This window comes from Aristaeella hokkaidonensis, from assembly GCF_018128945.1.
Classification (GTDB): Bacteria; Bacillota; Clostridia; order Christensenellales; family Aristaeellaceae; genus Aristaeella; species Aristaeella hokkaidonensis.
The window spans coordinates 1,046,387-1,065,695 of record NZ_CP068393.1; the positions used below are offsets into that span (position 1 = coordinate 1,046,387).

At 50.5% G+C, this 19,309-nt stretch carries 20 protein-coding genes; 5 read left to right on the forward strand and 15 right to left on the reverse strand.

The annotated features are described in order from the left end of the window. Positions 1 to 18: 18 nt before the first annotated feature. Positions 19 to 831 (reverse strand): hypothetical protein, encoded by an 813-nt coding sequence (locus JYE49_RS04835; RefSeq protein ID WP_093956325.1) that lies wholly within the window; start codon positions 829 to 831, stop codon positions 19 to 21. Positions 832 to 1,058: 227 nt separating this feature from the next. Here JYE49_RS04835 and JYE49_RS04840 point away from each other — a divergent pair, with 227 nt between their 5' ends. The 4 genes from JYE49_RS04840 to JYE49_RS04855 all read left to right on the forward strand — a co-directional run bounded on the left by JYE49_RS04840 (position 1,059) and on the right by JYE49_RS04855 (position 6,161). Next, positions 1,059 to 2,648: a xylulokinase gene (locus JYE49_RS04840; protein WP_093956326.1), complete on the forward strand. Its 1,590-nt coding sequence runs from the start codon at positions 1,059 to 1,061 to the stop codon at positions 2,646 to 2,648. A 158-nt stretch (positions 2,649 to 2,806) separates the two neighbouring features. Continuing rightward, positions 2,807 to 3,718 carry an HPr(Ser) kinase/phosphatase gene (gene hprK, locus JYE49_RS04845; protein WP_093956327.1) on the forward strand — a complete coding sequence of 304 codons (912 nt, stop codon included), beginning with the start codon at positions 2,807 to 2,809 and terminating at the stop codon, positions 3,716 to 3,718. Between the two features lie 17 nt (positions 3,719 to 3,735). After that, positions 3,736 to 4,677, forward strand: a complete 942-nt coding sequence (locus JYE49_RS04850; protein ID WP_093956328.1) for an ROK family protein — start codon at positions 3,736 to 3,738, stop codon at positions 4,675 to 4,677. Positions 4,678 to 4,721: 44 nt separating this feature from the next. Continuing rightward, a complete protein-coding gene (locus JYE49_RS04855) occupies positions 4,722 to 6,161 on the forward strand; it encodes a leucine-rich repeat domain-containing protein (RefSeq protein WP_093956329.1) in 1,440 nt (479 codons plus the stop codon). A gap of 59 nt (positions 6,162 to 6,220) precedes the next feature. Here the strand turns inward: JYE49_RS04855 and JYE49_RS04860 are convergent, their stop codons facing one another. From JYE49_RS04860 to JYE49_RS04880, 5 genes are all read right to left on the reverse strand, one after another. Next, positions 6,221 to 7,270: an SPFH domain-containing protein gene (locus JYE49_RS04860; protein ID WP_093956330.1), complete on the reverse strand. Its 1,050-nt coding sequence runs from the start codon at positions 7,268 to 7,270 to the stop codon at positions 6,221 to 6,223. A 21-nt stretch (positions 7,271 to 7,291) separates the two neighbouring features. After that, a complete protein-coding gene (locus tag JYE49_RS04865) occupies positions 7,292 to 8,104 on the reverse strand; it encodes a hypothetical protein (RefSeq protein ID WP_093956331.1) in 813 nt (270 codons plus the stop codon). 83 nt (positions 8,105 to 8,187) lie between these two features. Continuing rightward, positions 8,188 to 9,465 (reverse strand): S41 family peptidase, encoded by a 1,278-nt coding sequence (locus JYE49_RS04870; RefSeq protein WP_093956332.1) that lies wholly within the window; start codon positions 9,463 to 9,465, stop codon positions 8,188 to 8,190. 35 nt (positions 9,466 to 9,500) lie between these two features. Further along, positions 9,501 to 10,454, reverse strand: coding sequence for a PucR family transcriptional regulator (locus JYE49_RS04875; protein ID WP_093956333.1), 954 nt, complete (start codon positions 10,452 to 10,454; stop codon positions 9,501 to 9,503). A gap of 39 nt (positions 10,455 to 10,493) precedes the next feature. Next, positions 10,494 to 10,655 (reverse strand): hypothetical protein, encoded by a 162-nt coding sequence (locus JYE49_RS04880; RefSeq protein ID WP_304583311.1) that lies wholly within the window; start codon positions 10,653 to 10,655, stop codon positions 10,494 to 10,496. 12 nt (positions 10,656 to 10,667) lie between these two features. Between JYE49_RS04880 and JYE49_RS04885 the strand changes: the two genes are divergently transcribed. Further along, entirely contained in the window at positions 10,668 to 11,294 is a 627-nt protein-coding gene (locus JYE49_RS04885) for a hypothetical protein (protein WP_143754456.1), read from the forward strand. A 50-nt stretch (positions 11,295 to 11,344) separates the two neighbouring features. Here the strand turns inward: JYE49_RS04885 and JYE49_RS04890 are convergent, their stop codons facing one another. The 9 genes from JYE49_RS04890 to obgE form a co-directional block, all read right to left on the reverse strand. Then, positions 11,345 to 12,466: an ABC transporter ATP-binding protein gene (locus tag JYE49_RS04890; RefSeq protein ID WP_093956335.1), complete on the reverse strand. Its 1,122-nt coding sequence runs from the start codon at positions 12,464 to 12,466 to the stop codon at positions 11,345 to 11,347. Between the two features lie 135 nt (positions 12,467 to 12,601). Further along, entirely contained in the window at positions 12,602 to 13,237 is a 636-nt protein-coding gene (locus JYE49_RS04895; protein WP_093956336.1) for a hypothetical protein, read from the reverse strand. A 32-nt stretch (positions 13,238 to 13,269) separates the two neighbouring features. After that, positions 13,270 to 13,758 (reverse strand): pantetheine-phosphate adenylyltransferase, encoded by a 489-nt coding sequence (gene coaD / locus JYE49_RS04900; protein WP_093956337.1) that lies wholly within the window; start codon positions 13,756 to 13,758, stop codon positions 13,270 to 13,272. Positions 13,759 to 13,762: 4 nt separating this feature from the next. After that, positions 13,763 to 14,317 (reverse strand): 16S rRNA (guanine(966)-N(2))-methyltransferase RsmD, encoded by a 555-nt coding sequence (gene rsmD, locus JYE49_RS04905; RefSeq protein WP_093956338.1) that lies wholly within the window; start codon positions 14,315 to 14,317, stop codon positions 13,763 to 13,765. A 22-nt stretch (positions 14,318 to 14,339) separates the two neighbouring features. Continuing rightward, entirely contained in the window at positions 14,340 to 15,158 is an 819-nt protein-coding gene (locus JYE49_RS04910) for a hypothetical protein (RefSeq protein ID WP_093956339.1), read from the reverse strand. 2 nt (positions 15,159 to 15,160) lie between these two features. Further along, positions 15,161 to 16,336: an alanine racemase gene (gene alr, locus JYE49_RS04915; protein ID WP_093956340.1), complete on the reverse strand. Its 1,176-nt coding sequence runs from the start codon at positions 16,334 to 16,336 to the stop codon at positions 15,161 to 15,163. Continuing rightward, a complete protein-coding gene (murC, locus tag JYE49_RS04920) occupies positions 16,257 to 17,696 on the reverse strand; it encodes a UDP-N-acetylmuramate--L-alanine ligase (RefSeq protein WP_093956341.1) in 1,440 nt (479 codons plus the stop codon). Before murC ends, alr begins: the two co-directional genes overlap by 80 nt. 17 nt (positions 17,697 to 17,713) lie before the next feature. After that, positions 17,714 to 18,001, reverse strand: coding sequence for a YhbY family RNA-binding protein (locus JYE49_RS04925; RefSeq protein ID WP_093956342.1), 288 nt, complete (start codon positions 17,999 to 18,001; stop codon positions 17,714 to 17,716). A 23-nt stretch (positions 18,002 to 18,024) separates the two neighbouring features. After that, on the reverse strand, positions 18,025 to 19,293 hold the full coding sequence (obgE, locus tag JYE49_RS04930; RefSeq protein ID WP_093956343.1) for a GTPase ObgE: 1,269 nt from the start codon (positions 19,291 to 19,293) through the stop codon (positions 18,025 to 18,027). Between the last annotated feature and the right edge of the window lie 16 nt (positions 19,294 to 19,309).

Genomic DNA, 19,309 nt, shown 5'->3' on the forward strand with positions numbered 1-19,309 from the left:
ACCGTTTCTGCTTTATGTTCAGCCGATAGTTACGGAAGAATATCCGTCTTCATCATCGTTTGTTTCCACGTCGCCGTCCCGCGTTTCTGTCTGAACCGGAACCTGGATCGTCGGTACGCTGGAGGTGGCTGCTGAGTATGCGCTGTGGGCGTTCACCGCGGCAGGGTTGCTGTTGAAGAAGGAATCCATGGTTTCTTCAATTTCCTTGGCCTGCTGTTTTAAGCTTTCGGAAGCTTTATCAACTTCCATTTTGATTTCTTCTTTCTTTTCAGGGGCTGCCTTTTCCTCCTTGAAGAGATGGGAGGCCGCGGAGGTTTTGGCGTGTCCCTTGGATTCCTCTGTGATGGTATGAACGACGCTGGATACGGAAGTTTTCGCGTTCTGTGCGGCGTTTTTCACCATCTTCTCAAGGCTGTCCGTGGAGAAGTCGGGATCCATGCCTGTAAAGGAAAACTGATAGCCGAGGAGCATTGATACGATCACGCCGGCTATGGTCATATGCGGTGCAAGCAGCAGGCACAAGCCGGCAAAAAGAACGGATACGTTCACAATGCCTGTATCGCCCTTGCGGATTTTAACCCGGCTGCGATACAGCTTCTGCAGGAAGCCCAGTGCCTTGTCTTTGGTGTCATTCTTCTTTCCGGATTCGCTCATGATACGTGTTCCTTCTTTCTCACTATTATCTTCTTTCAGTCTGCCGCTTTTTTCAAGATCAATCAGAGCCCTTGCAAGATTGCCGTTGTGATAATCAAGCAGAGCGACGGCTTCCTGATAACTCAGACCGCTTTTTTTCCTGAGCAGTTCAATGTCCTCGATGGTGTAAGTTTCCATCTGATGCTCTCCTTTCCTGCCGTTCCTGACGACAATGGTATAATATCATATATTTGACCCGCTGTTCTGAAAAGCAGGCAAAAAGAATATGAAAATCAGATTAAAAAGATTCATACTGTCATGTAAGAATGAACCGGAATGCAATAATCTTCACCTTTACAGGGTATAATCAATGTGATACGATTCAATTAAAAGGGATATGAATATATTCAAAAGGAGCATGTACAATGAGTATTGAGCAGATTCAAAACGGAAAAGCGATTCTGGGTATTGAATTCGGTTCCACCCGCATCAAAAGCGTTCTGATCAACAGCAATCATGAGGTGATTGCCAGCGGCAGCCACGAATGGGAAAACGATTACGTGGACGGAATCTGGACCTACAGTGAGGAAGCCATTCTTTCCGGCCTCCGGTCCAGCTATGCGGATCTCAAAAAGGACGTTTTTGACCGTTATCAGATCAAGCTGAAGAAGATCGCCGGCCTGGGTATCAGCGCGATGATGCATGGCTATCTTCCTTTTGACAGTGGCATGAATCTGCTTGTTCCCTTCCGCACCTGGCGCAACACAATTACCGGACAGGCGGCGGAAGAGCTGACCAGTCTGTTCTCCTTCAATATGCCCCAGCGCTGGAGTCTGAGCCATCTTTATCAGGCAATCCTTAACAATGAACCCCATGTGAAGGACATCGCCTTCCTGACCACGCTGGCCGGCTGGATTCATTATCTGCTCACCGGTGAAAAGGTGCTCGGCGTCGGCGATGCCAGCGGTATGATGCCCATTGATTCATATACTTGCACCTATGACGCTGCTATGGTCAGCACTTTTGACAACCTGATTACCGGAAAAAAGTTTCCCTGGAAGCTCGCGGATATCCTGCCCCGCGTCCTTGTCGCCGGACAGAATGCCGGTTATCTTACTGAAAAGGGAGCCGCTCTCCTGGATCCGGAAGGCGATCTGGAGCCTGGCTGCCCGCTTTGTCCTCCGGAAGGCGATGCCGGTACCGGTATGACTGCCACAAACAGCGTCCGTGCCAAGACAGGCAATGTCAGCGCCGGCACATCCATTTTCAGTATGATTGTTCTCGAAAAACCCATGAGCAAAGTATATCCGGAAATCGATATTGTTACCACTCCTGCCGGTAAACAGGTAGGCATGGTGCATTGCAACAGCTGTACCAGCGATATCAACGCCTGGGTTTCTCTTTTCCGGGAATTTGCTGACCTGATGGGCCTTAAAACAGAAGCCGGTGAAACCTTTACAAAGCTTTTCAAAAAGTCCCTGGAAGCGGACCGTGACTGCGGCGGACTTGTCAACTTCAATTATCTTGCCGGTGAACCGGTCACCGGGCTGACGGAAGGCCGCCCCATGTTCCTCAGGCTGCCGGATGCTTCCATGAATCTTGCAAACTTTATGCGCGCGCAGATTTATGCCAGCATGGAAACGCTGAAATATGGCATGGAAATCATGAGCCGTGAAAACGTGGCCATTGACTGCGTGTATGGTCACGGCGGCCTGTTCAAAACAGAAGGCGTCGGCCAGAACTACCTTGCGGCCGCTATTCATGCCCCGGTAACTGTCATGGAAACCGCTGGTGAAGGCGGAGCGTGGGGTATTGCGCTGCTTGCTGATTACCTTGTTTATAAGGCTGCCGATGAAACGCTGGAGGATTATCTCCAGAATCGTGTCTTCTCCGGCATGAAGCAGATGACCGTTGCTCCTGATCCCGCGGATGAGGAAGGATTCAACAGGTATATGGAACGCTTTGTCAGCTGCATTCCTGCCCAGAAGGAAGCCGCTGAACATTTCCGCTGCTGATCAAAATTATTTGAAATCTGTTTTGTTTATTTCTGTTGATACAATTCTTTGAAAAATATACATACTGTCCTGATTTTGTGATATGATAGTCTGTGAAAGTCATTAACAGACAGTGTGTTTGGATTTTCATTGTGACAGATCCTCACGGAGGTGCTTTCATGATTTCTGCCAGGGATTTTGAAACAGCCCTGCATCTGGAATGCCTGAGCCCGTCAACCAGAACGGAGTGGGATATCCGTACTCCCGATCTGAACAGGCCTGGAATGCAATTCTGCGGATTTTACGAGTTTTTCGCCTTTGAGCGTCCGCAGCTCATCGGTAAAGTGGAAATGGCTTATCTGGAGAAACAGACTTCTGAGGCCCGGAAGGAAATCCTGGAAAAATACTTCAGTTATCCGGTTCCCTGCATCATTATCTGCAGGAGCCTGACTCCCCCTTCAGAGTTTATCGCCGCGGCGAAAGCACATGATGTGCCTGTTTATTCCAGTCCCATGGTTACCAGCAAATTCACGGCCATGGCCATCAATTACCTCAACCGGCGCCTCGCGCCGCATATCACACGTCACGGGGTTCTGGTGGACGTTTACGGCGTCGGCGTTTTCCTCTCCGGGAAAAGCGGCGTCGGCAAAAGTGAGGCTGCGCTGGAACTGATCAAGCGCGGCCATCAGCTGGTGGCGGATGACGTGGTGGATATCTGCAGGATCGCTGATGACAGGCTCATCGGCACCTGTCCGGAAAAGATACGTCATCTTATGGAAATACGTGGAATCGGCGTCATTGATATCAAAGCCATGTACGGTATCGGTGCGGTTGCGATCACCAAGTCCATTGATCTGATTATTGAGCTGGAAACCTGGGATGAAAACAAGGCTTATGACCGGATCGGGCTTCAGGATGATGAGATAGAGATCATGGGCGTTCGGGTTCCTCATCAGCTGATGCCGATCAAGCCCGGACGGAATCTTGCGATTATTGTGGAGGTGGCCGCGAGAAACCTCAGCCTGAAGAGAACAGGCTATAACGCGGCCCGGGAACTTCTTTCCGTTTTGCAGGACGATACAAACGAATAACAGGAGGCAGGAAACAAATGATCAGGGTTGGTATTGACGTTGGCGGTACAGGAATCAAAGTAGGGATTGTTGATGATAAAATACAGATTATCCGGGAAGGATCCATTCCTACGGTAACGGATATTCCTTTTGAGGAGCAGGTGAAAAGGATCGTTGACTGCGTCCTTTCCACAGTTGAAAAAGCAGGACTTTCTTCTGATGACATTGAGTCCGTCGGTGTCGGCATTCCCGGCATCGCCTCATCTGAAACCGGTGAGATTATCAAATGTACCAATATGGGCTGGAATCATGTCCCTTTCCGTGAAGTTTTCCGCCGTTACCTGGATAAGCCTGTTTACATTGACAATGACGCCAATGTGGCTGCACTGGCGGAGAGCGTCGCCGGTGTCAGCGCCGGTACCACTTCCAGTGTGTTTATTACCATCGGTACAGGGATTGGCAGCGGCATCATCATCAACGGACAAATCTGGAAAGGCGCCCACGGCATCGGCGGCGAACTTGGCCATACAATCCTCGATCTGGACGGCGTGCCCTGCACCTGCGGCAATCACGGCTGTCTTGAGCGTTATTGCTCAGCTACCGCGCTGATCAGGATGGCCAGGGAGGCCGTGGCTGAGCATCCTGAATCAAAAATCCTTTCGATCGCAGGCGGAGATCCTTCAAAAATCGAAGCGAAAACCGTTTTCGATGCTTCAAAAGCAAATGATGAAACGGCTATTGCCGTCTATCAGCGGTATATCAGCTTCCTTGCACAGGCAGTCGCCAGCGTTATCAATCTCCTTGATCCTGAAGTGATTGTTCTTGGCGGCGGCGTCAGCAAGGCCGGAAAGGATCTCCTGGATCCCCTCGTCCGGGAATTCCCGCAATACGTTCTGTTCAATGATCAGCCCCTGCCCGCTGTCAGGCTTGCAGTGCTCGGTTCCGAGGCCGGCATGATCGGCGCTTCCATGCTTTCCTGATCAGGAATCCGTACGTGAATATTGAGTGATGAGAGGTTCTGTGAATGCCGGATTATGTCTTCAGTCGAAAACGGGATGGTACCTTTCAGCTGGAAAGCTGTGATTCTCCCGACGCAAATCTGTTTATCCCGGCCGAATATGAAGGAAGGCCGGTTACTTCCATTGCGGAAAACGCGTTTTCATGGTGCTATCAGATCAGACATGCTGTTATTCCTGATTCCGTAACGACCATCGGAGAAGGCGCTTTTTCCTGGTGTGAATCACTTGAAGAAATTGCCATTCCGAATTCTGTCCGCACTATAGAGGACTGGGCATTTACCGGATGCCAGTCTTTGCGCAGCATTCGGCTGCCGGAGGGAATCAGGAAAATCGGATCCTGCTGTTTTCAATCCTGTACGTCACTGGTATCTGTGGATCTGCCGCAGTCTGTCCGGCAGATTGGTGCGGAAGCCTTCTCGGAATGCCGGAACCTGCAGCATATAAAGCTTCCGGATCAGCTTACTGTCATTGAAGATAACGCGTTTGCGGGCTGCGAATCACTGACCGGCATCAATCTTCCGGATCACCTTACAGAGCTGAGCAATCATGTTTTTTCAGGCTGCCCTTCCCTTTCTGAATTTGAAATTTCGGAGCATCACCCTGTTTTCAGGATGAACGGCCATTTCCTGATCAACGGGAAGGAAAACAAGCTGCTGTATTTCGCATCCGGAAAAGCGGACAAAGAAATCCGTGTTCCGGACGGAATCGAAATCATCGCGGAAGAAGCCTTCGCCGGACATTCCCGTACGGAACGAATCATTCTTCCAGACAGTGTAAAAATCATTGAGTCCAAAGCGTTCTATGGATGCCGCGGACTGAAAAGCATCGAATTGCCCGACAGCATTGTCCGTATAGACACCGGTGCATTTCACAGCTGTTCCGCGTTAACCGGTATAAAGCTTCCCCGCGGACTTACCCTTGTGGACTATTCCGTATTTTATGCCTGCAATTCACTGAAATCCGTTGAATTGCCTGAATCTCTCCGTATGATCTCAGCCTGTGCGTTCAGTGGGTGCGGATCACTCCAGACAGTGAAGATTCCTGACGGACTGATCTACATCGGGGATTCAGCTTTTGAAGGCTGCCGTTCTCTTGAGGAGATCAGGATCCCTGACTCCGTGGAAACCATCGGTTCTCATATCTTCGGTTCCTGTACAAGCCTGCATTCCGTTGTTTTGTCTTCAGGTATCAGGAGTATCCCCTTCCGTGCTTTTGCCCGCTGTGAAAACCTGAGCCGGATACAGCTGCCGGAGGGTGTTGCGGAAATCAAAAGCGAATCGTTTGACGGATGTGAAAACCTGGTTTCTGTTTCTGTTCCTGAAACCGTGATTTCCATCGAGCCGTACGCTTTCAGCACCTGCAGGCGTGTCAGGCTGCTTGTCCATACCGGATCAACGGCCATGGAATACGCCCGGGAAGAAGGCATTCCCTATACAACATCCTGAAAACGAATATAAAAAGGACTGCAGATTCATCTGCAGTCCTTTTTTGGTTTATGATTGAATTACAGTTTTGTACCGCATTCGGGGCAGAACTTCGTTCCGGCGGGTACGGCAGTACCGCAGTTTCCGCAGAAGCTGCCGGCAGCCTGTTTGGCACCGCATTCGGGACAGAACTTGGAACCGGCCGGAATCGCAGCACCGCAGGCGGAGCACACCGCACTCGCGGCTGCGGCAGCGGGAGCAGCAGGAGCGGCGGAAGGATTCATGCTCTGGGTGAACATCTGACCCATCGCTGCACCGGCACCCATGCCAACGCCCATACCGGCCATGCCGTTCTGGTTGTTTGCGGCGTCCCTGATGGCTTCAGCAGCCTGGTACTTCGCATATTGATCCATATTTCCGAGCACACCCATGGAAGTCCGCTTATCAATGCTCTTTTCAACTTCCTCAGGCAGAGAAATGTTTTCAATCACAAAGCTGCACAGGGTCAGACCGAGCTCGGCAAGCTTCGGATTGATTGCCTGCATGGCGTATGCAGACAGCTCTTCATAGTTGGCAGCCAGATCCAGCGCGGGAATTTTGCTTTCCGCAATGGCGTCGCTCAAACCGCTGACCAGCGTACGCTTGATCTGTCCTTCCACACCTTCCACGGTGAAGAGGGCGGCGGTTCCGAAAACTTCCTTCAGGAATTTGGCAGCGTCGGAAACACGGAAGCTGTATATACCAAAAGCACGCACCCGGATCATGCCGAATTCAGCGTCACGCATCATGACAGGATTGCTTGTTCCCCATTTCATATCGAGGAACTGTTTGGTATTCACAAAATATACGTCGGATTTAAAGGGGCTGTTGAAACCGTATTTCCAGCTTTTCAGTGCTGTCAGAATCGGCATATTGCTGGTCTGCAGTTCATAACGACCGGGCTCAAATACGTCTGCAAGCTCGCCTTCATTCACGAAAATGGCAACCTGGCTTTCACGAACGGTCAGCTGTGCACCCATCATGATTTCCTTGCCGTTCATGTCGTATTTGTGCACCATGGTTTTGCTGGAATTGTCTGACCATTCAATAACGTCGATCAGCTGTCCCTTGATTGCATTCAGAATACCCATCCTTATTCCTCCTTGATTTTTTTATACTTTATCCGTATCTCCGCAAAGCGCTGTCAGCGCCGGAAATACGCGAATTCCTGTAATATGGAGATCAAGACCGAAATATTCTTTCATATGGGAAATACTGTCAGCGGTATACGTTGTGAGCATCGCTGTCATCGTATCCACTGTCATATCGGTATCCACACCGTGCAGCGGGCAGGCCAGCACCAGAATTCTTCCGTCTGAATGAATGGTCGGAAGGATATGAATCCCGTCTTTGTCCCCGGCAAAAGAAGTGCGGAGAGCAACTTCAAGGCGTTCCTTGCCGTAATGCCATCTCCCCTCCAGCTTGTCGAAGGGAGCAGACTGATCAATTTCAATCAGCAGGCAGGGCCGGTCTGCGTCCATTCTGCTGCGGAGCAGACGCATATTCCGGTGAAGGTCGTCGCTGCTTTTAACCTGTCCGTTGATTACTTTCTTAAAGAATTCATGCCTGCACATCTGCAGAACGTCCCGTGTATTGGAACGTTCATTGTAGAAATCGGCATGGATGCGGTTCAGCAGCACCTTCAGTTCGCTGAGGTACTTACGGACTTCCTCTTCGTTACGGCCGGCCTGGAAAATGGAGACGTTCGGAAAGTTTTCCTGCAGGTATGCAAGAATCAGTTCCTCTTCTTCCGGATTCACGGCCAGACTGATGCCGTCTGCATGATGCTTGGCAAGGCTGTCTTTTGTTCCTTCAAAGTCATGACGTATATGAGGAGGCTTAAACCCAAGCAGTTCCCAGTTGCTGATACTGGCAAACGCGTTCAGAACTTCCTCCTGATCAGACACGAGCAAAAGCTTGTACATCCAACAACCTCCAGGGCGTTTTGGGACTATGTCACTTTGTAATTATAGTACAATCAGGCTTATTATGCAAATGAAAACCCGATTTAATGTAACTGTTCCTTCATGACTTCAATGGCTTTGATCAGCTGAATGTCATTGACAGTATCCGCGAAATCATACATTCCGTTATCCCCTTCCGGCAGCGGAACTTCATAATCCGGTGTAATACCAATCTTATGAACAGGAGATCCGGAGGGAGTATAGTATTCGGCAATGGTCATCTGGAAACCAGCGCCGTTGCTGCCCACTTCGGATACCATCTGGATAATACCTTTTCCGAAGCTTTTAACGCCAACGGTAACTGCGCCCGCGCAGTCACGCAGCGCTCCGGTCAGGATTTCTGAGGAGCTTGCGCTGTTTTCGTTGATCAGGATGACCAGTTTAACGTCTGCTTTCCCGTTTTTCGTCCTGTATTCATCGGCGTGCTCTTCGCCGTCGCGGTATTTCAGATAGCAGAGTTCTCCTTCGTCCATAAACAGATCGGCTATATACCGCGCCTGTTCCACCCATCCGCCCTGGTTATCCCTCAGATCGATGATGATTCCCCTGGCGTTCTGTGCAAGCATTTTTTGCAGAGCCTGCTCAAATTCCAGTTCGCTGTGTCCGGCAAACTCATACATTGCGATATATCCGATACCGTCATCCAGCATTTTGCTGTCAACCTGGTTCACGTTAACTTCACGGCGGGTAATGGTATAAGTGATCTCCTCCCCGTTCCTCAGGAAGGTGACGTCCACATCCGTGCCGGGAACACCCCGCATGATATCAACAGCTTCCTGCAGGTTGGAAGGATTAACATACAGATCCTCGCCGACCTTGTATAGAATATCTCCCCGCTGTACGCCGGCCTCTTCGGCGGGCCCGCCCTGGAATACGCGTGTAATCGTACAGATCTGCTTTTCCATATTGGCCTGGATCATGACGCCGATTCCTACATATTTTCCCTCGTCATCATCCATCATTTCCTTGTATTCCTTGGGATTATAGTAGAAGGAATAAGGGTCATCAAGACCGGCCATCATGCCCCTGATGGCATACTCCACCATCAGGTCTGTATCAGGTTCCTGATAGAAATAGTCCTTTGCGGTATCATAAATCGAAAACATTTCAGAGAACTTCTGGTATTTCTCATACTCATCCTTGCTGATAATCACAACGTTTGAATCAGTGGCGGTGTTACCGGTGGAATATCCGCTGCTGATGGAGGAATTGCCCGTTTCCTTGAACATACTCTCAAGGCTGGATACAGGAATCATCGAGCAGGAGGAAAGAATCAGCAGCATTGCCATAACACAGATGATTTTCAGCATTTTATGATACATGGGCAGGACTCCTTTCAGATAATGCAGGATATCGGTTATGCTTCCTGCGGTATGAGCATGATCACGGAAAACACAACAGCATCGTGGAAACACCGCAAATCCAGGCCGGATATTTTCCGGATCTTATCCAGCCGGTAATTCAGCGTGTTCCGATGAATAAACAACTGCTTGGAGGCTGCTGTAAGATTCAGGTCGTTTCTGAAGAATACCCTGACGGTTTCAAGCATTTCATCGCTGAGTATATCAGAAGCTTTCAGCTGGCAGTATTCTTTCCGGATTTCTCTTTTTTCCGCTTCAGGAATACTGTCAACAATTCTTTCCAGCGCCTGCTTCGTATATACATATACAGAATCCTGCCGGTGGTAAACGGAACCGATATACAGGGCCTTCACTGCGTCATGATAGCTGTTCCGCAGGGCTTCTGTATTGTCTGCCTCCCGCCCGATCCCGGCTTTGATTCCGGTAATTCCTTCACTTTCCATGGTGCCGATTACGGCGTTCGTAAACTCAGTCAGTTCATCTGTATCCTTGCGGTCGGTTTCCCTGATCAGAACTGTTGACTGATAATCAGTCGGGAAAACAATATCGTTCTTTTCAACCGGTGCAATCTGAGAAAGCAGGGTATACAGGTCTCTGCCGGAGGTATTGGTTGCGCGGAAAACAACAACACTTCTCTTTTGTTTATCTTTCACGCGGCATGCCCTGAACAGCTCCGGATCCGGCACAAATTGTGCGTCCGTGAGCATTCTCTGAAACAATGCTGACCCAGTGTCCGGCCTGTCCTGCGGTTTGCTGCTGTTTACGAGAGAGGACAGCAGGGTGTCTGTATCAGGATTGTCCGGAAACACGGCAGTTTTTTCTCCCATGGACAGATAAGTACGGCCGTCCTGCCTGACAATATGATCGGGAGCAATGGACAATTCATACTGAAGATCACCGGGTAGTTTTTCAGCGGGCATGATTTCAGCTGTCAACTGTTTATTTTCCATCCCGGATCACCTCCTTCACAATATTTTATTATATCACAATCATTTCGGCAAGCAAATCACTTCAGGAAGTATGCCTTCTTGAAACATGGAAAACTTGTCGATATAATATTCATCATGAAGATGAGGGAAAGGACTGATGTTTTCTTGAAAAGGAACCTGAAGAAAATCATTGTCCTTTTCCTCGTTTTTGTTTTCCTGCAAGCATCTGTCGGAATGGCTGATTTTGAATTTTCAGACGAACGTTTCAGGGATGATTTTTCTACCGCTAATCTGGATCGTATCATTGAGGAATATGAATTGTATGACGGCTGGTACTGGACCACAGAGGCTGATATTCCACAGAATTTTCACGGCCATCCGGAATGCCCCGGCTGGACTACCGCTGTGGAAGATATTCAGCTGACGGCTTACCGGAAGGGCTGGTATGGATGCCGCTGGCCGATTGACCATGTGCGCAGTGCTGCACCTCAGTACGGCGGCTATGCCGAATGTTTTGCCTTTGCCCAGTTTATCGGGTATCTGCTTTCCGGCGATATTAATCCGCAGCATCATTGGGATTTCTATTATAATTTTGAAGCGTCAGAAGGCTTGCGCGCCGGCGATATCGTCAGCGTAGGCTACACGAAAAACAAGCATGAGTATCATCACAGCGCGGTGGTATATGCCGTTTACGGTGATGAAATTCTTTTTATCCAGGTATCGGGTTCCACCTATAACAGGATTTCTGTCGGCAAAGGGTTCAGCGACGGCAATGTTTTTGACGCCAGGAGTCTGGAGGAACTTTCCGTACTGCCTGGGATCAAGATTTCAAGGTATATTCCCTCCGGTGAGAATGAATAAAAAACACCCCGGATCGTTAAGATCCGGGGTGTTTTTATCAGGAAACGGAATTACTTGTTCAGGATGGTCTTTTCGGTTTCCTTGTCGAAGAAGTGCAGGTGATTGGTGTCCAGAGCGATCTTGATCTTCTGGCCGGCCTTGCTGGAAGTGCGGGGATCAACGCGGGCGATGATGTTGCCTTCCTTGCCGGTGGTGCTCAGGTACAGATAGGTTTCGGAACCCATCAGTTCAGTCACTTCGACGTCAACGTCGATGGTGGCGCTGGCATATTCAGCAAGCTTGGCTTCGTCGTCATGGATGTTTTCAGGACGGATACCCATGATAACTTCCTTGCCGATGTAGCTTTCGTCGATGAACTTGGAAACTTTCTTCTCAGGGATAACGATCTTGTTATCGCCGAAGGTGGCAACAACATCCTGTCCTTCACGATCCAGTTTCACGTTGAAGAAGTTCATCTGGGGGCTGCCGATGAAGCCGGCGACGAACTCGTTGGCGGGATAGTCATACAGGTTCTGGGGGGTATCCACCTGCTGGATGACGCCGTCCTTCATAACAACGATACGGCTGGCCATGGTCATAGCTTCTGTCTGGTCATGGGTAACGTAGATGAAGGTTGTCTGCAGTCTCTGATGCAGCTTGGTGATTTCAGTACGCATGGCAACGCGCAGTTTCGCGTCCAGGTTGGACAGCGGTTCGTCGAACAGGAAGACCTTGGGTTCACGAACGATAGCACGTCCCAGAGCAACACGCTGGCGCTGACCGCCGGACAGAGCCTTCGGCTTACGGGTAAGCAGGTGAGCGATGTCAAGGATCTTGGCAGCTTCTTCAACGCGGCGTTTGATCTCATCTTTCGGGGTCTTCCGGAGTTTCAGACCGAAGGCCATGTTGTCGAACACGGTCATGTGGGGATACAGAGCGTAGTTCTGGAAAACCATGGCGATGTCGCGATCCTTGGGAGCGACGTCGTTTACCAGTTTGTCTCCGATATACAGTTCGCCATCGGAAATTTCTTCGAGGCCGGCGACCATACGCAGGGTGGTGGACTTACCGCAGCCGGAAGGTCCGACCAGAACGATAAACTCTTTGTCTTCGATGTCCAGGCAGAAATCGCTGACAGCGGTGACATTGCCGGTATAAACCTTGTAGATGTGCTGAAGGGATACACTTGCCATTACAATATCCTCCTTAAATTATGGGAACACTTCCCTGTATTGCTTGTATTATAAAAAAGAATCATCAAAAAAGGAATTGCCTGTTTTCACAAGAATTCCTTTTTGTTTTGTGCAATTATGACAAAGCGGAAAGAATTACCGGTGATTGCGGATTTCATTCCGTTCAAGCCGGATGTTGTTGATCAGTTCGCTGAGCTTCCGGTCTGTTTCCGCAAGCAGGGAATCGATATAATCCAGCGTGTTTTTATGCAGCTCGGAAGCTTCCTGGCGGGCACTTTCCCGGAGTTCATCGCATTCAACCCTGGCGCGCCTGACGATATTTTCTTCTTCAACCAGCTGCCTTGCTTTGTTTTCAGCGTCTTCAAGCATCCGCTTAGCCTCATTGGAAGCTGCTTCCATTCTGGCTGTTGCTTCCTTCGCGGCCCTGTCCATCAGCGCGTTGGCTTCCCTGCTGGCCTGCTCCATCATCTGCTGCGCGTTCTGCGTGGCTTCATTCACCATGTTCTGGGCCTGCTGTGTGGCATTGTCGAGGATTTCATGTTTTTTCTGCTCGGTTTCGGTGCGGATTGCTTCTTCCTTTTCGACAATGGTTGCGGCTTTCTTTACCGTATCAGGAAGGTTTTCCTGCAGGTATTCCAGCTGTGCCTGCATCAGGTTGCGGTTTACAATACAGCCTTCACTGCTGATCAGGCTCCTTTTTGCGTTTTTCAGTTCGTCAAGCAGTATGCCGACTGCCTTCAGGCATTCCCCGGAACTTTTGATGTCAGCCATAAAAAACGAGTCTCCTTTTCAATAAGTCTCCATTAATGATTGTTTTTCGACAGGCAGAACCGGATTTCCTCCGCAACGGCATCCGGAACAAAGGAACGGATATCCCCTCCGAACGCGGCAATTTCCCTCACTGCGGAAGAGGAAATCCCGTTCAGTGCGGGATCGCATGGCAAAAACAGGGTTTCTGCCTGTTTATTCAGCAGCTTATTGGCTGAACAGGACACAAACTCATGATCAAATTCAGCGCTGCTGCGTAAACCGCGGATAATAATCTTCTCCCCTTTTTGTTCCATATAATCGGCGAGAAGACCTTCCCATCTGTCCACGTAAACGTTCGGATACGGTTCACAGATTTTTTTCAGCATGGAAACTCTTTGATCCGGCGGAATGCATCCTTTCTTGCTGATGTTTACCATCACTGTAACGGTAACCCGGTCAAAAAGGGATGCAGCTCTTTTGATCAGATCCAGGTGTCCTTTTGTCACAGGATCAAACGATCCGGGAAAAACACAGGAAACCATTCTGTCAATCTCCTTCCGTATTCAGCCTGTAAACAGTTACTGCGCAGAATCCCCAGGAACGGTCTTTGACAATCATAAACTCCGGCGGAACAGAAACGCTTTTCCCTGCCTCGTGCTCCAGCACAATCATGGATTCTTTCTCCATCAGCGGAATCAGGGAGGTGAAAACAGTTCGTAAATCAGTCATGGCATAGGGCGGATCCAGAAAAATGATGTCGAATTTCTGCTTTTCTTCCTGCAGCGTACGAATAGCCCTGGTCCAGTCGCAGCAGTACAGCCGGGTCCGGTCATTAAACCGGAGGGATTCTGCATTCTGTTTCTGGATCATGCTGGCTTTCCGGTCAGAATCCACCAGCACAGCCGACGCTGCACCCCGGCTGATAGCTTCCAGACTCAGCGCGCCGCTTCCGGCAAACAGGTCAAGTATACGGCTTTCCGGAATATCCGCCTGCAGGATATTAAACATGTTTTCACGGATCCGGTCAAGGGTGGGCCTTGTATTCCTCCCGGCCGGCGCATCTATTCTTCTGCCCCGAGCTTCACCGGCTATGATTCGCATAAGTAGGTTGTCTCCCTGCTGCTTAATTCAGCTGTTCCGGCTCGCGCCTGCGAACAGTACGGTTCTGTTTTCTGCGTTTGTTGTCCCGGCGGATACGCTTTTTCTCGTTTTCGGAGATGGTGGTGTGGATCCTTGTCCGCACAGATTTGCCGGAAATATACCCTGTACCGTATGCGGCTGCGGGAAGTAGCAGGATCAGCGGGCTGATCCGCTCAAGCGTCAGCATCGCGGCATTGTTGTTATGTCCAACCAGATTTACGAATGGAATAATGCAGATCCGGACGAATGCGCGGATATAATCTATAGCACCCATCCCTTCCGGATTGGTATAGTTCATCAGCGCGCTGCTGATATCGCCTCTGCGCAGATAGGCATTCATCCATCCGGGGAGCGTACCGGAATCAGTGGTCTGTATCTGGGTTTTGAAGGCAAGGATCACGGCTGGGATCAGGATCAGCAGCGAACCGAGCAGTCCGATCACATAACCCTTCATCTGATGAAAACACAGCCTTTGTTCGCTTTCACTGAAGGGACGGCCTTTTTCCTTTCGCTGCCAGAGGATTTCTCCGTGAGATACAGCTTCAGCACCGTGGTTTGATCCGAAATTGAACATCAGCATCAGGATGACAATAATGACGGCGCTGTTCAGGCCGATGCGGAGGATATCACTTCCAAATGCGGCAGAAGAACAAGCGATAAAAGCGACAAACACAATCATGACAAGCAGTCCAAGGAATTTCAGACTGCTTTTGAATGTGTTCTCATCGGTGATGCTCCCCGTAAGGAAGGGCTTTTTGACTTCCTTGATCTTTTTTTGTGCCGCCTGTGTTTTGATGTCCATGTTCATTTGCTCCGTTCTGTATAGCTTTCGGTATAAACGCGTTCAACCCTTCCGGCAGAACTGCAAAGGATTTCGTAACTGATTGTTCCGGCCCATCCGGCAATATCTTCAGCGGTAATGCTTTCGCTACCGCATTTGCCCATCAGAACCGCTTCATCCCCCGGCCGGACGTTTTCAATCCCGCTGATATCGGCAACAAGCTGGTCCATACAGACTCTTCCGAGGATTTTTGCTCTCTGTCCGTGAATCAGCACATATCCTTTTTCCCAGCACGCCCTGTGATATCCGTCCGCATAACCGCAGGTCACGGTGGCCGTACGGATCGGCTTTTCGCTTTTGTACTTCCGTCCGTAGCTGACGGAGGCATCGGCGTCCAGTTCCTTGACGTAGCTGACGGCCGCTTTCCATGTCATACACGGCACCAGCCCGAAAGTGTCAGGCACCGGAGGATAGCCGTACAGGCTGATTCCTGCCCGCACCATATCCAGCGCCATCTCTGGAAATCTGTGAATGGCCGCCGAGTTGCAGCAGTGGCGGATAATGCCTTTCGGAAGCGGTTCGATCATCTGGAGGAATCGTTCGTACTGTTTACGGGTGTATCGGATGCCGTCCTCATCGCCGTCTGCGTCTGAGAAATGGGTGAACACCCCTGTCAGCTGAACATGAGGACAGGAACGCAGGGTTTCCAGGATGCGGTCTCTTTCGTTTTCATGCCTTATGCCAATCCTGCCCATTCCTGTGTCAATTTTAAGATGGACTTTGGTCTGTTTATCCTGCTCTGCAGCTGCCTTCTCACAGAGTTCGGCCATCTCAGGTGAGCAGACAGTCTGGGTCAGGCTGTATCGGACTCCGTCGCTGACGTCATAAGCTGTCACTGCACCCAGTACGAGGATCGGGAGCATAATGCCGGCTTCACGCAGCTCTGCACCCTCGCTGACAGCCGCTACCGCAAGCATATCGGCGCCTCCGGCGATCGCAGCCCGGGCGGTCTGTACCGCCCCGTGTCCGTATCCGTCCGCTTTGACCACTGCCAGTACTTTTACAGGTTTCGGAACAGCATTCCTGATCAGCCTCATATTATGTTCAATGGCGGAAAGATCAACAATCCTCCTGTTTCTCGGAATCATGACGCGTTCCCTTTCCCTGCTCCTCCAGATAATGACGGTGAATCTGGTCATTCAGCAGATTGATATCTCCGCAGCCCATGGTGAGTACGAGATCTCCGGGCTTCCAGTGGGATTTCAGGTAGGTTTCCGTGTCGTTGAAGGAAGGCGTCCATACGGCATCTATCCCGTTCCGCCGCATCCCATCCACAAGCATACCGCTGTTCAGGTCACCCGGATCCGGTTCACGGGCTGCGCAGATATCGGTAACAAGCGTATAATCTGCAGCTCTGGTACAGGTCAGGTACTGGTCGAACAGCGTGCGTACCCTGCTGAAGGTATGCGGCTGCATAACAGCCCAGAGCCTGCCCATGCAGTTTTTCCTGGCAATGGACAGGGCGTTTTTCATTTCTGTGGGATTATGGCCGTAATCATGATAGATATCCACACCGTCTATCCTGTCGGTGAGTTCAAATCTTCTGTGTGCGCCGACAAAACGCGCCAGGGTCTCTGCAGCTTTGTCCGCTTCCAGCCCAAGGTAAAACGATGTTGCGATCGCGGCCATACCATTCATGACATTGAAGGTTCCGGGTACACCCATCCTGACAAAAGCGGCATGCTTTCCCTTGTAAAACAGTTCAAAAGAAGCGTAACCGCGCTCATCCTCAGTCATGTTTTCCGGATACCAGTCATTGTTTTTGCCGAATCCGAAGGTGATTGTCCTGCATTTCAGTATGCTGAACAGCCTTCTGATCCTCTCATCGTCCCCGTTGCCGATGGCAACGCCGTTTTCGGGCACAAGGGCAAGGTATTTCCCGAATGTTTCTTCAATTTCATCAATATCGCGGTAACAGTCCAGGTGATCCGCGTCAATATTCAGCACCACAGCCACCGTAGGCGACAGATGAAGGAAGCTTCTGTTGTATTCGCAGGCTTCAGCGACAAAGATACCGTTATGGCCGATGCGTGTGCTTCCGCCGACTGCGTCCAGCCTGCCGCCGATGGCGATGCTGGGGTCCATATTGTTTTCAAGCAGGATCTGGCTCAGCATGGACGTTACGGTTGTCTTGCCGTGCGCTCCGCAGATTCCGACGGAATACTTATATCCTTCCATCAGCTGTCCAAGCAGTTCGGCGCGTTCAATGCACGGGATCCCGAGTCTCTCCGCTTCTTTTCTTTCAGGATTATCCGCGGGAATGGCAGCAGTATATACGACAAGATCAGCACCGTGCACGTTTTCCGCTTTATGGCCGATATGGACTTCCGCGTTCTTCTCCCTGACGTAATGAACCAGGTAGGTTTCATCCCTGTCGCTGCCGGTAACCTGGTAATGCTGGTCAATAAGCATTTCTGCCAGGCCGCTCATGCTGCTCCCGCCGATTCCGATCATATGGATACGGCCGCCCGGGTATTCCCTGATATGCGCTGCTTTCATCCTGAACGCTCCCTGTATTATTCGATCGTAATTCTGGGATTCTCCCGGCTCGGACGATACATCACAAACCTGCGTCCGATAAACTGAATGGGTTCAGCTCCTGTTTTTTCACACAGGATCGTCAGGGCTGACTTTGCATCCAGGGGCGCGCCCTGCTGTACACATCCCTTGATCAGTTCACGGGCTTCCAGCGCATCGTATGTTTCTTTGATCACGCTGTCCGTAACGCCTTCTTTTCCAATATATATGATTGTATCAAGCCCGTTGGCCATTTTTCTCAGTGCGGCTCTCTGCTTTCCGGTCATCTCTTTCGCCTCCGTATAGATTCTTATTCAATAAAGTCAAATTCCATATCCGCAATCTGGACTGTTGAACCTTCTTTTGCTCCGGCTTCCTTCAGCGCATCAATAACGCCGAGCCGCCGCAGCGTTCTGTGGAACCAGTTCAGGCTTTCCTGATCCTCAAAATTCACGCTTTGGATCAGGCGGTCCATTCCGGGCCCGGATACAATATAGATTCCTTTTTCTTCCGTAACCTCAAAAGCATCCGGATCTTCTTTTTCTTCAGGAATCTCTTCCTCATGATAATGAAGAACCGGAGGCAGGGATTCAAGCTGCCGGGCGGTTTCATCAAGCAGTTCATCAAATCCCTGGTGTGTGGCCGCGCTGACTGCAAAAACCGGTACACCCATCCCTTCGGCCAGGACGCGGATGCGCTTCAGGTTTTCTTCCGCACCGGGCAGGTCTGTCTTGTTGCATACAATAATCTGGGGTTTTTCGGAAAGATCGCCGTATCGGTCCAGCTCCGAGTTGATCTGATCGAGATCGTCGACGGGATCACGTCCTTCGCTGCCGGAAATATCCACAACATGCAGCAGCAGTCGTGTTCTTTCCACATGCCTCAGGAAATCATGCCCCAGTCCGGCGCCTTCTGCCGCGCCTTCAATCAGTCCGGGAATATCGGCAAGCACAATATCTTTTCCGAAACGGCGCACAATTCCCAGGTTCGGAGTCAGTGTCGTAAAGTGATAATTTCCGACCTTGGGCCTGGCGCTGGTAACAACGCTCAGGATGGAGCTTTTTCCGACGTTCGGGTAGCCGATCAGCCCCACGTCCGCGATGGTTTTTAATTCCAGCCGCAGCGTACGTACCTCGGTTCTGACTCCCGGTTTGGCAAAATTGGGTGCCTGACGGGTGGGCGTTGCAAAATGCTGATTTCCCCATCCGCCTTTTCCGCCTTTCAGCAGCAGCCTTGTTTCACCGGGCTGATCCATATCCGCCATGACCCGGTCCGTCGCGTCGTCATAGATCACCGTGCCTACCGGTACCTTGATCAGCAGATCTTCGCCGCGTTTGCCCGTACATCTGTTGGCCTTGCCGTCTTCTCCGTTTTCAGCGGTATACTTGCTCTTGAAACGGAAATCAAGCAGTGTATGCATATTGACGTCGGCGTAGATCAGGATATCTCCGCCGCTGCCGCCGTCTCCCCCGTCCGGTCCGCCGTTGATGACGAACTTTTCCCGGTGGAAGGAGGCAGAGCCGTTGCCGCCGTTTCCGGCTTTGGCTGTGATTTTTACGCGGTCAACAAAATTGCTCATGGCTTTCCTTTCTGTC

Bases quoted from the DNA above. Each gene is read 5' to 3' on its own strand.
- JYE49_RS04855 (WP_093956329.1), top strand. From the start codon at position 4,722: ATGCCGGATTATGTCTTCAGTCGAAAACGGGATGGTACCTTTCAGCTG.
- JYE49_RS04870 (WP_093956332.1), bottom strand. From the start codon at position 9,465: ATGTATCATAAAATGCTGAAAATCATCTGTGTTATGGCAATGCTGCTG.
- JYE49_RS04885 (WP_143754456.1), top strand. From the start codon at position 10,668: ATGGCTGATTTTGAATTTTCAGACGAACGTTTCAGGGATGATTTTTCT.
- JYE49_RS04895 (WP_093956336.1), bottom strand. From the start codon at position 13,237: ATGGCTGACATCAAAAGTTCCGGGGAATGCCTGAAGGCAGTCGGCATA.
- obgE (WP_093956343.1), bottom strand. From the start codon at position 19,293: ATGAGCAATTTTGTTGACCGCGTAAAAATCACAGCCAAAGCCGGAAAC.
- rsmD (WP_093956338.1), bottom strand. From the start codon at position 14,317: ATGCGAATCATAGCCGGTGAAGCTCGGGGCAGAAGAATAGATGCGCCG.
- murC (WP_093956341.1), bottom strand. From the start codon at position 17,696: ATGAAAGCAGCGCATATCAGGGAATACCCGGGCGGCCGTATCCATATG.
- JYE49_RS04860 (WP_093956330.1), bottom strand. From the start codon at position 7,270: ATGGGTATTCTGAATGCAATCAAGGGACAGCTGATCGACGTTATTGAA.
- coaD (WP_093956337.1), bottom strand. From the start codon at position 13,758: ATGGTTTCCTGTGTTTTTCCCGGATCGTTTGATCCTGTGACAAAAGGA.
- JYE49_RS04850 (WP_093956328.1), top strand. From the start codon at position 3,736: ATGATCAGGGTTGGTATTGACGTTGGCGGTACAGGAATCAAAGTAGGG.
- JYE49_RS04890 (WP_093956335.1), bottom strand. From the start codon at position 12,466: ATGGCAAGTGTATCCCTTCAGCACATCTACAAGGTTTATACCGGCAAT.
- JYE49_RS04910 (WP_093956339.1), bottom strand. From the start codon at position 15,158: ATGGACATCAAAACACAGGCGGCACAAAAAAAGATCAAGGAAGTCAAA.
- hprK (WP_093956327.1), top strand. From the start codon at position 2,807: ATGATTTCTGCCAGGGATTTTGAAACAGCCCTGCATCTGGAATGCCTG.
- JYE49_RS04925 (WP_093956342.1), bottom strand. From the start codon at position 18,001: ATGACCGGAAAGCAGAGAGCCGCACTGAGAAAAATGGCCAACGGGCTT.
- JYE49_RS04840 (WP_093956326.1), top strand. From the start codon at position 1,059: ATGAGTATTGAGCAGATTCAAAACGGAAAAGCGATTCTGGGTATTGAA.
- JYE49_RS04865 (WP_093956331.1), bottom strand. From the start codon at position 8,104: ATGTACAAGCTTTTGCTCGTGTCTGATCAGGAGGAAGTTCTGAACGCG.
- alr (WP_093956340.1), bottom strand. From the start codon at position 16,336: ATGACCAGATTCACCGTCATTATCTGGAGGAGCAGGGAAAGGGAACGC.
- JYE49_RS04875 (WP_093956333.1), bottom strand. From the start codon at position 10,454: ATGGAAAATAAACAGTTGACAGCTGAAATCATGCCCGCTGAAAAACTA.
- JYE49_RS04835 (WP_093956325.1), bottom strand. From the start codon at position 831: ATGGAAACTTACACCATCGAGGACATTGAACTGCTCAGGAAAAAAAGC.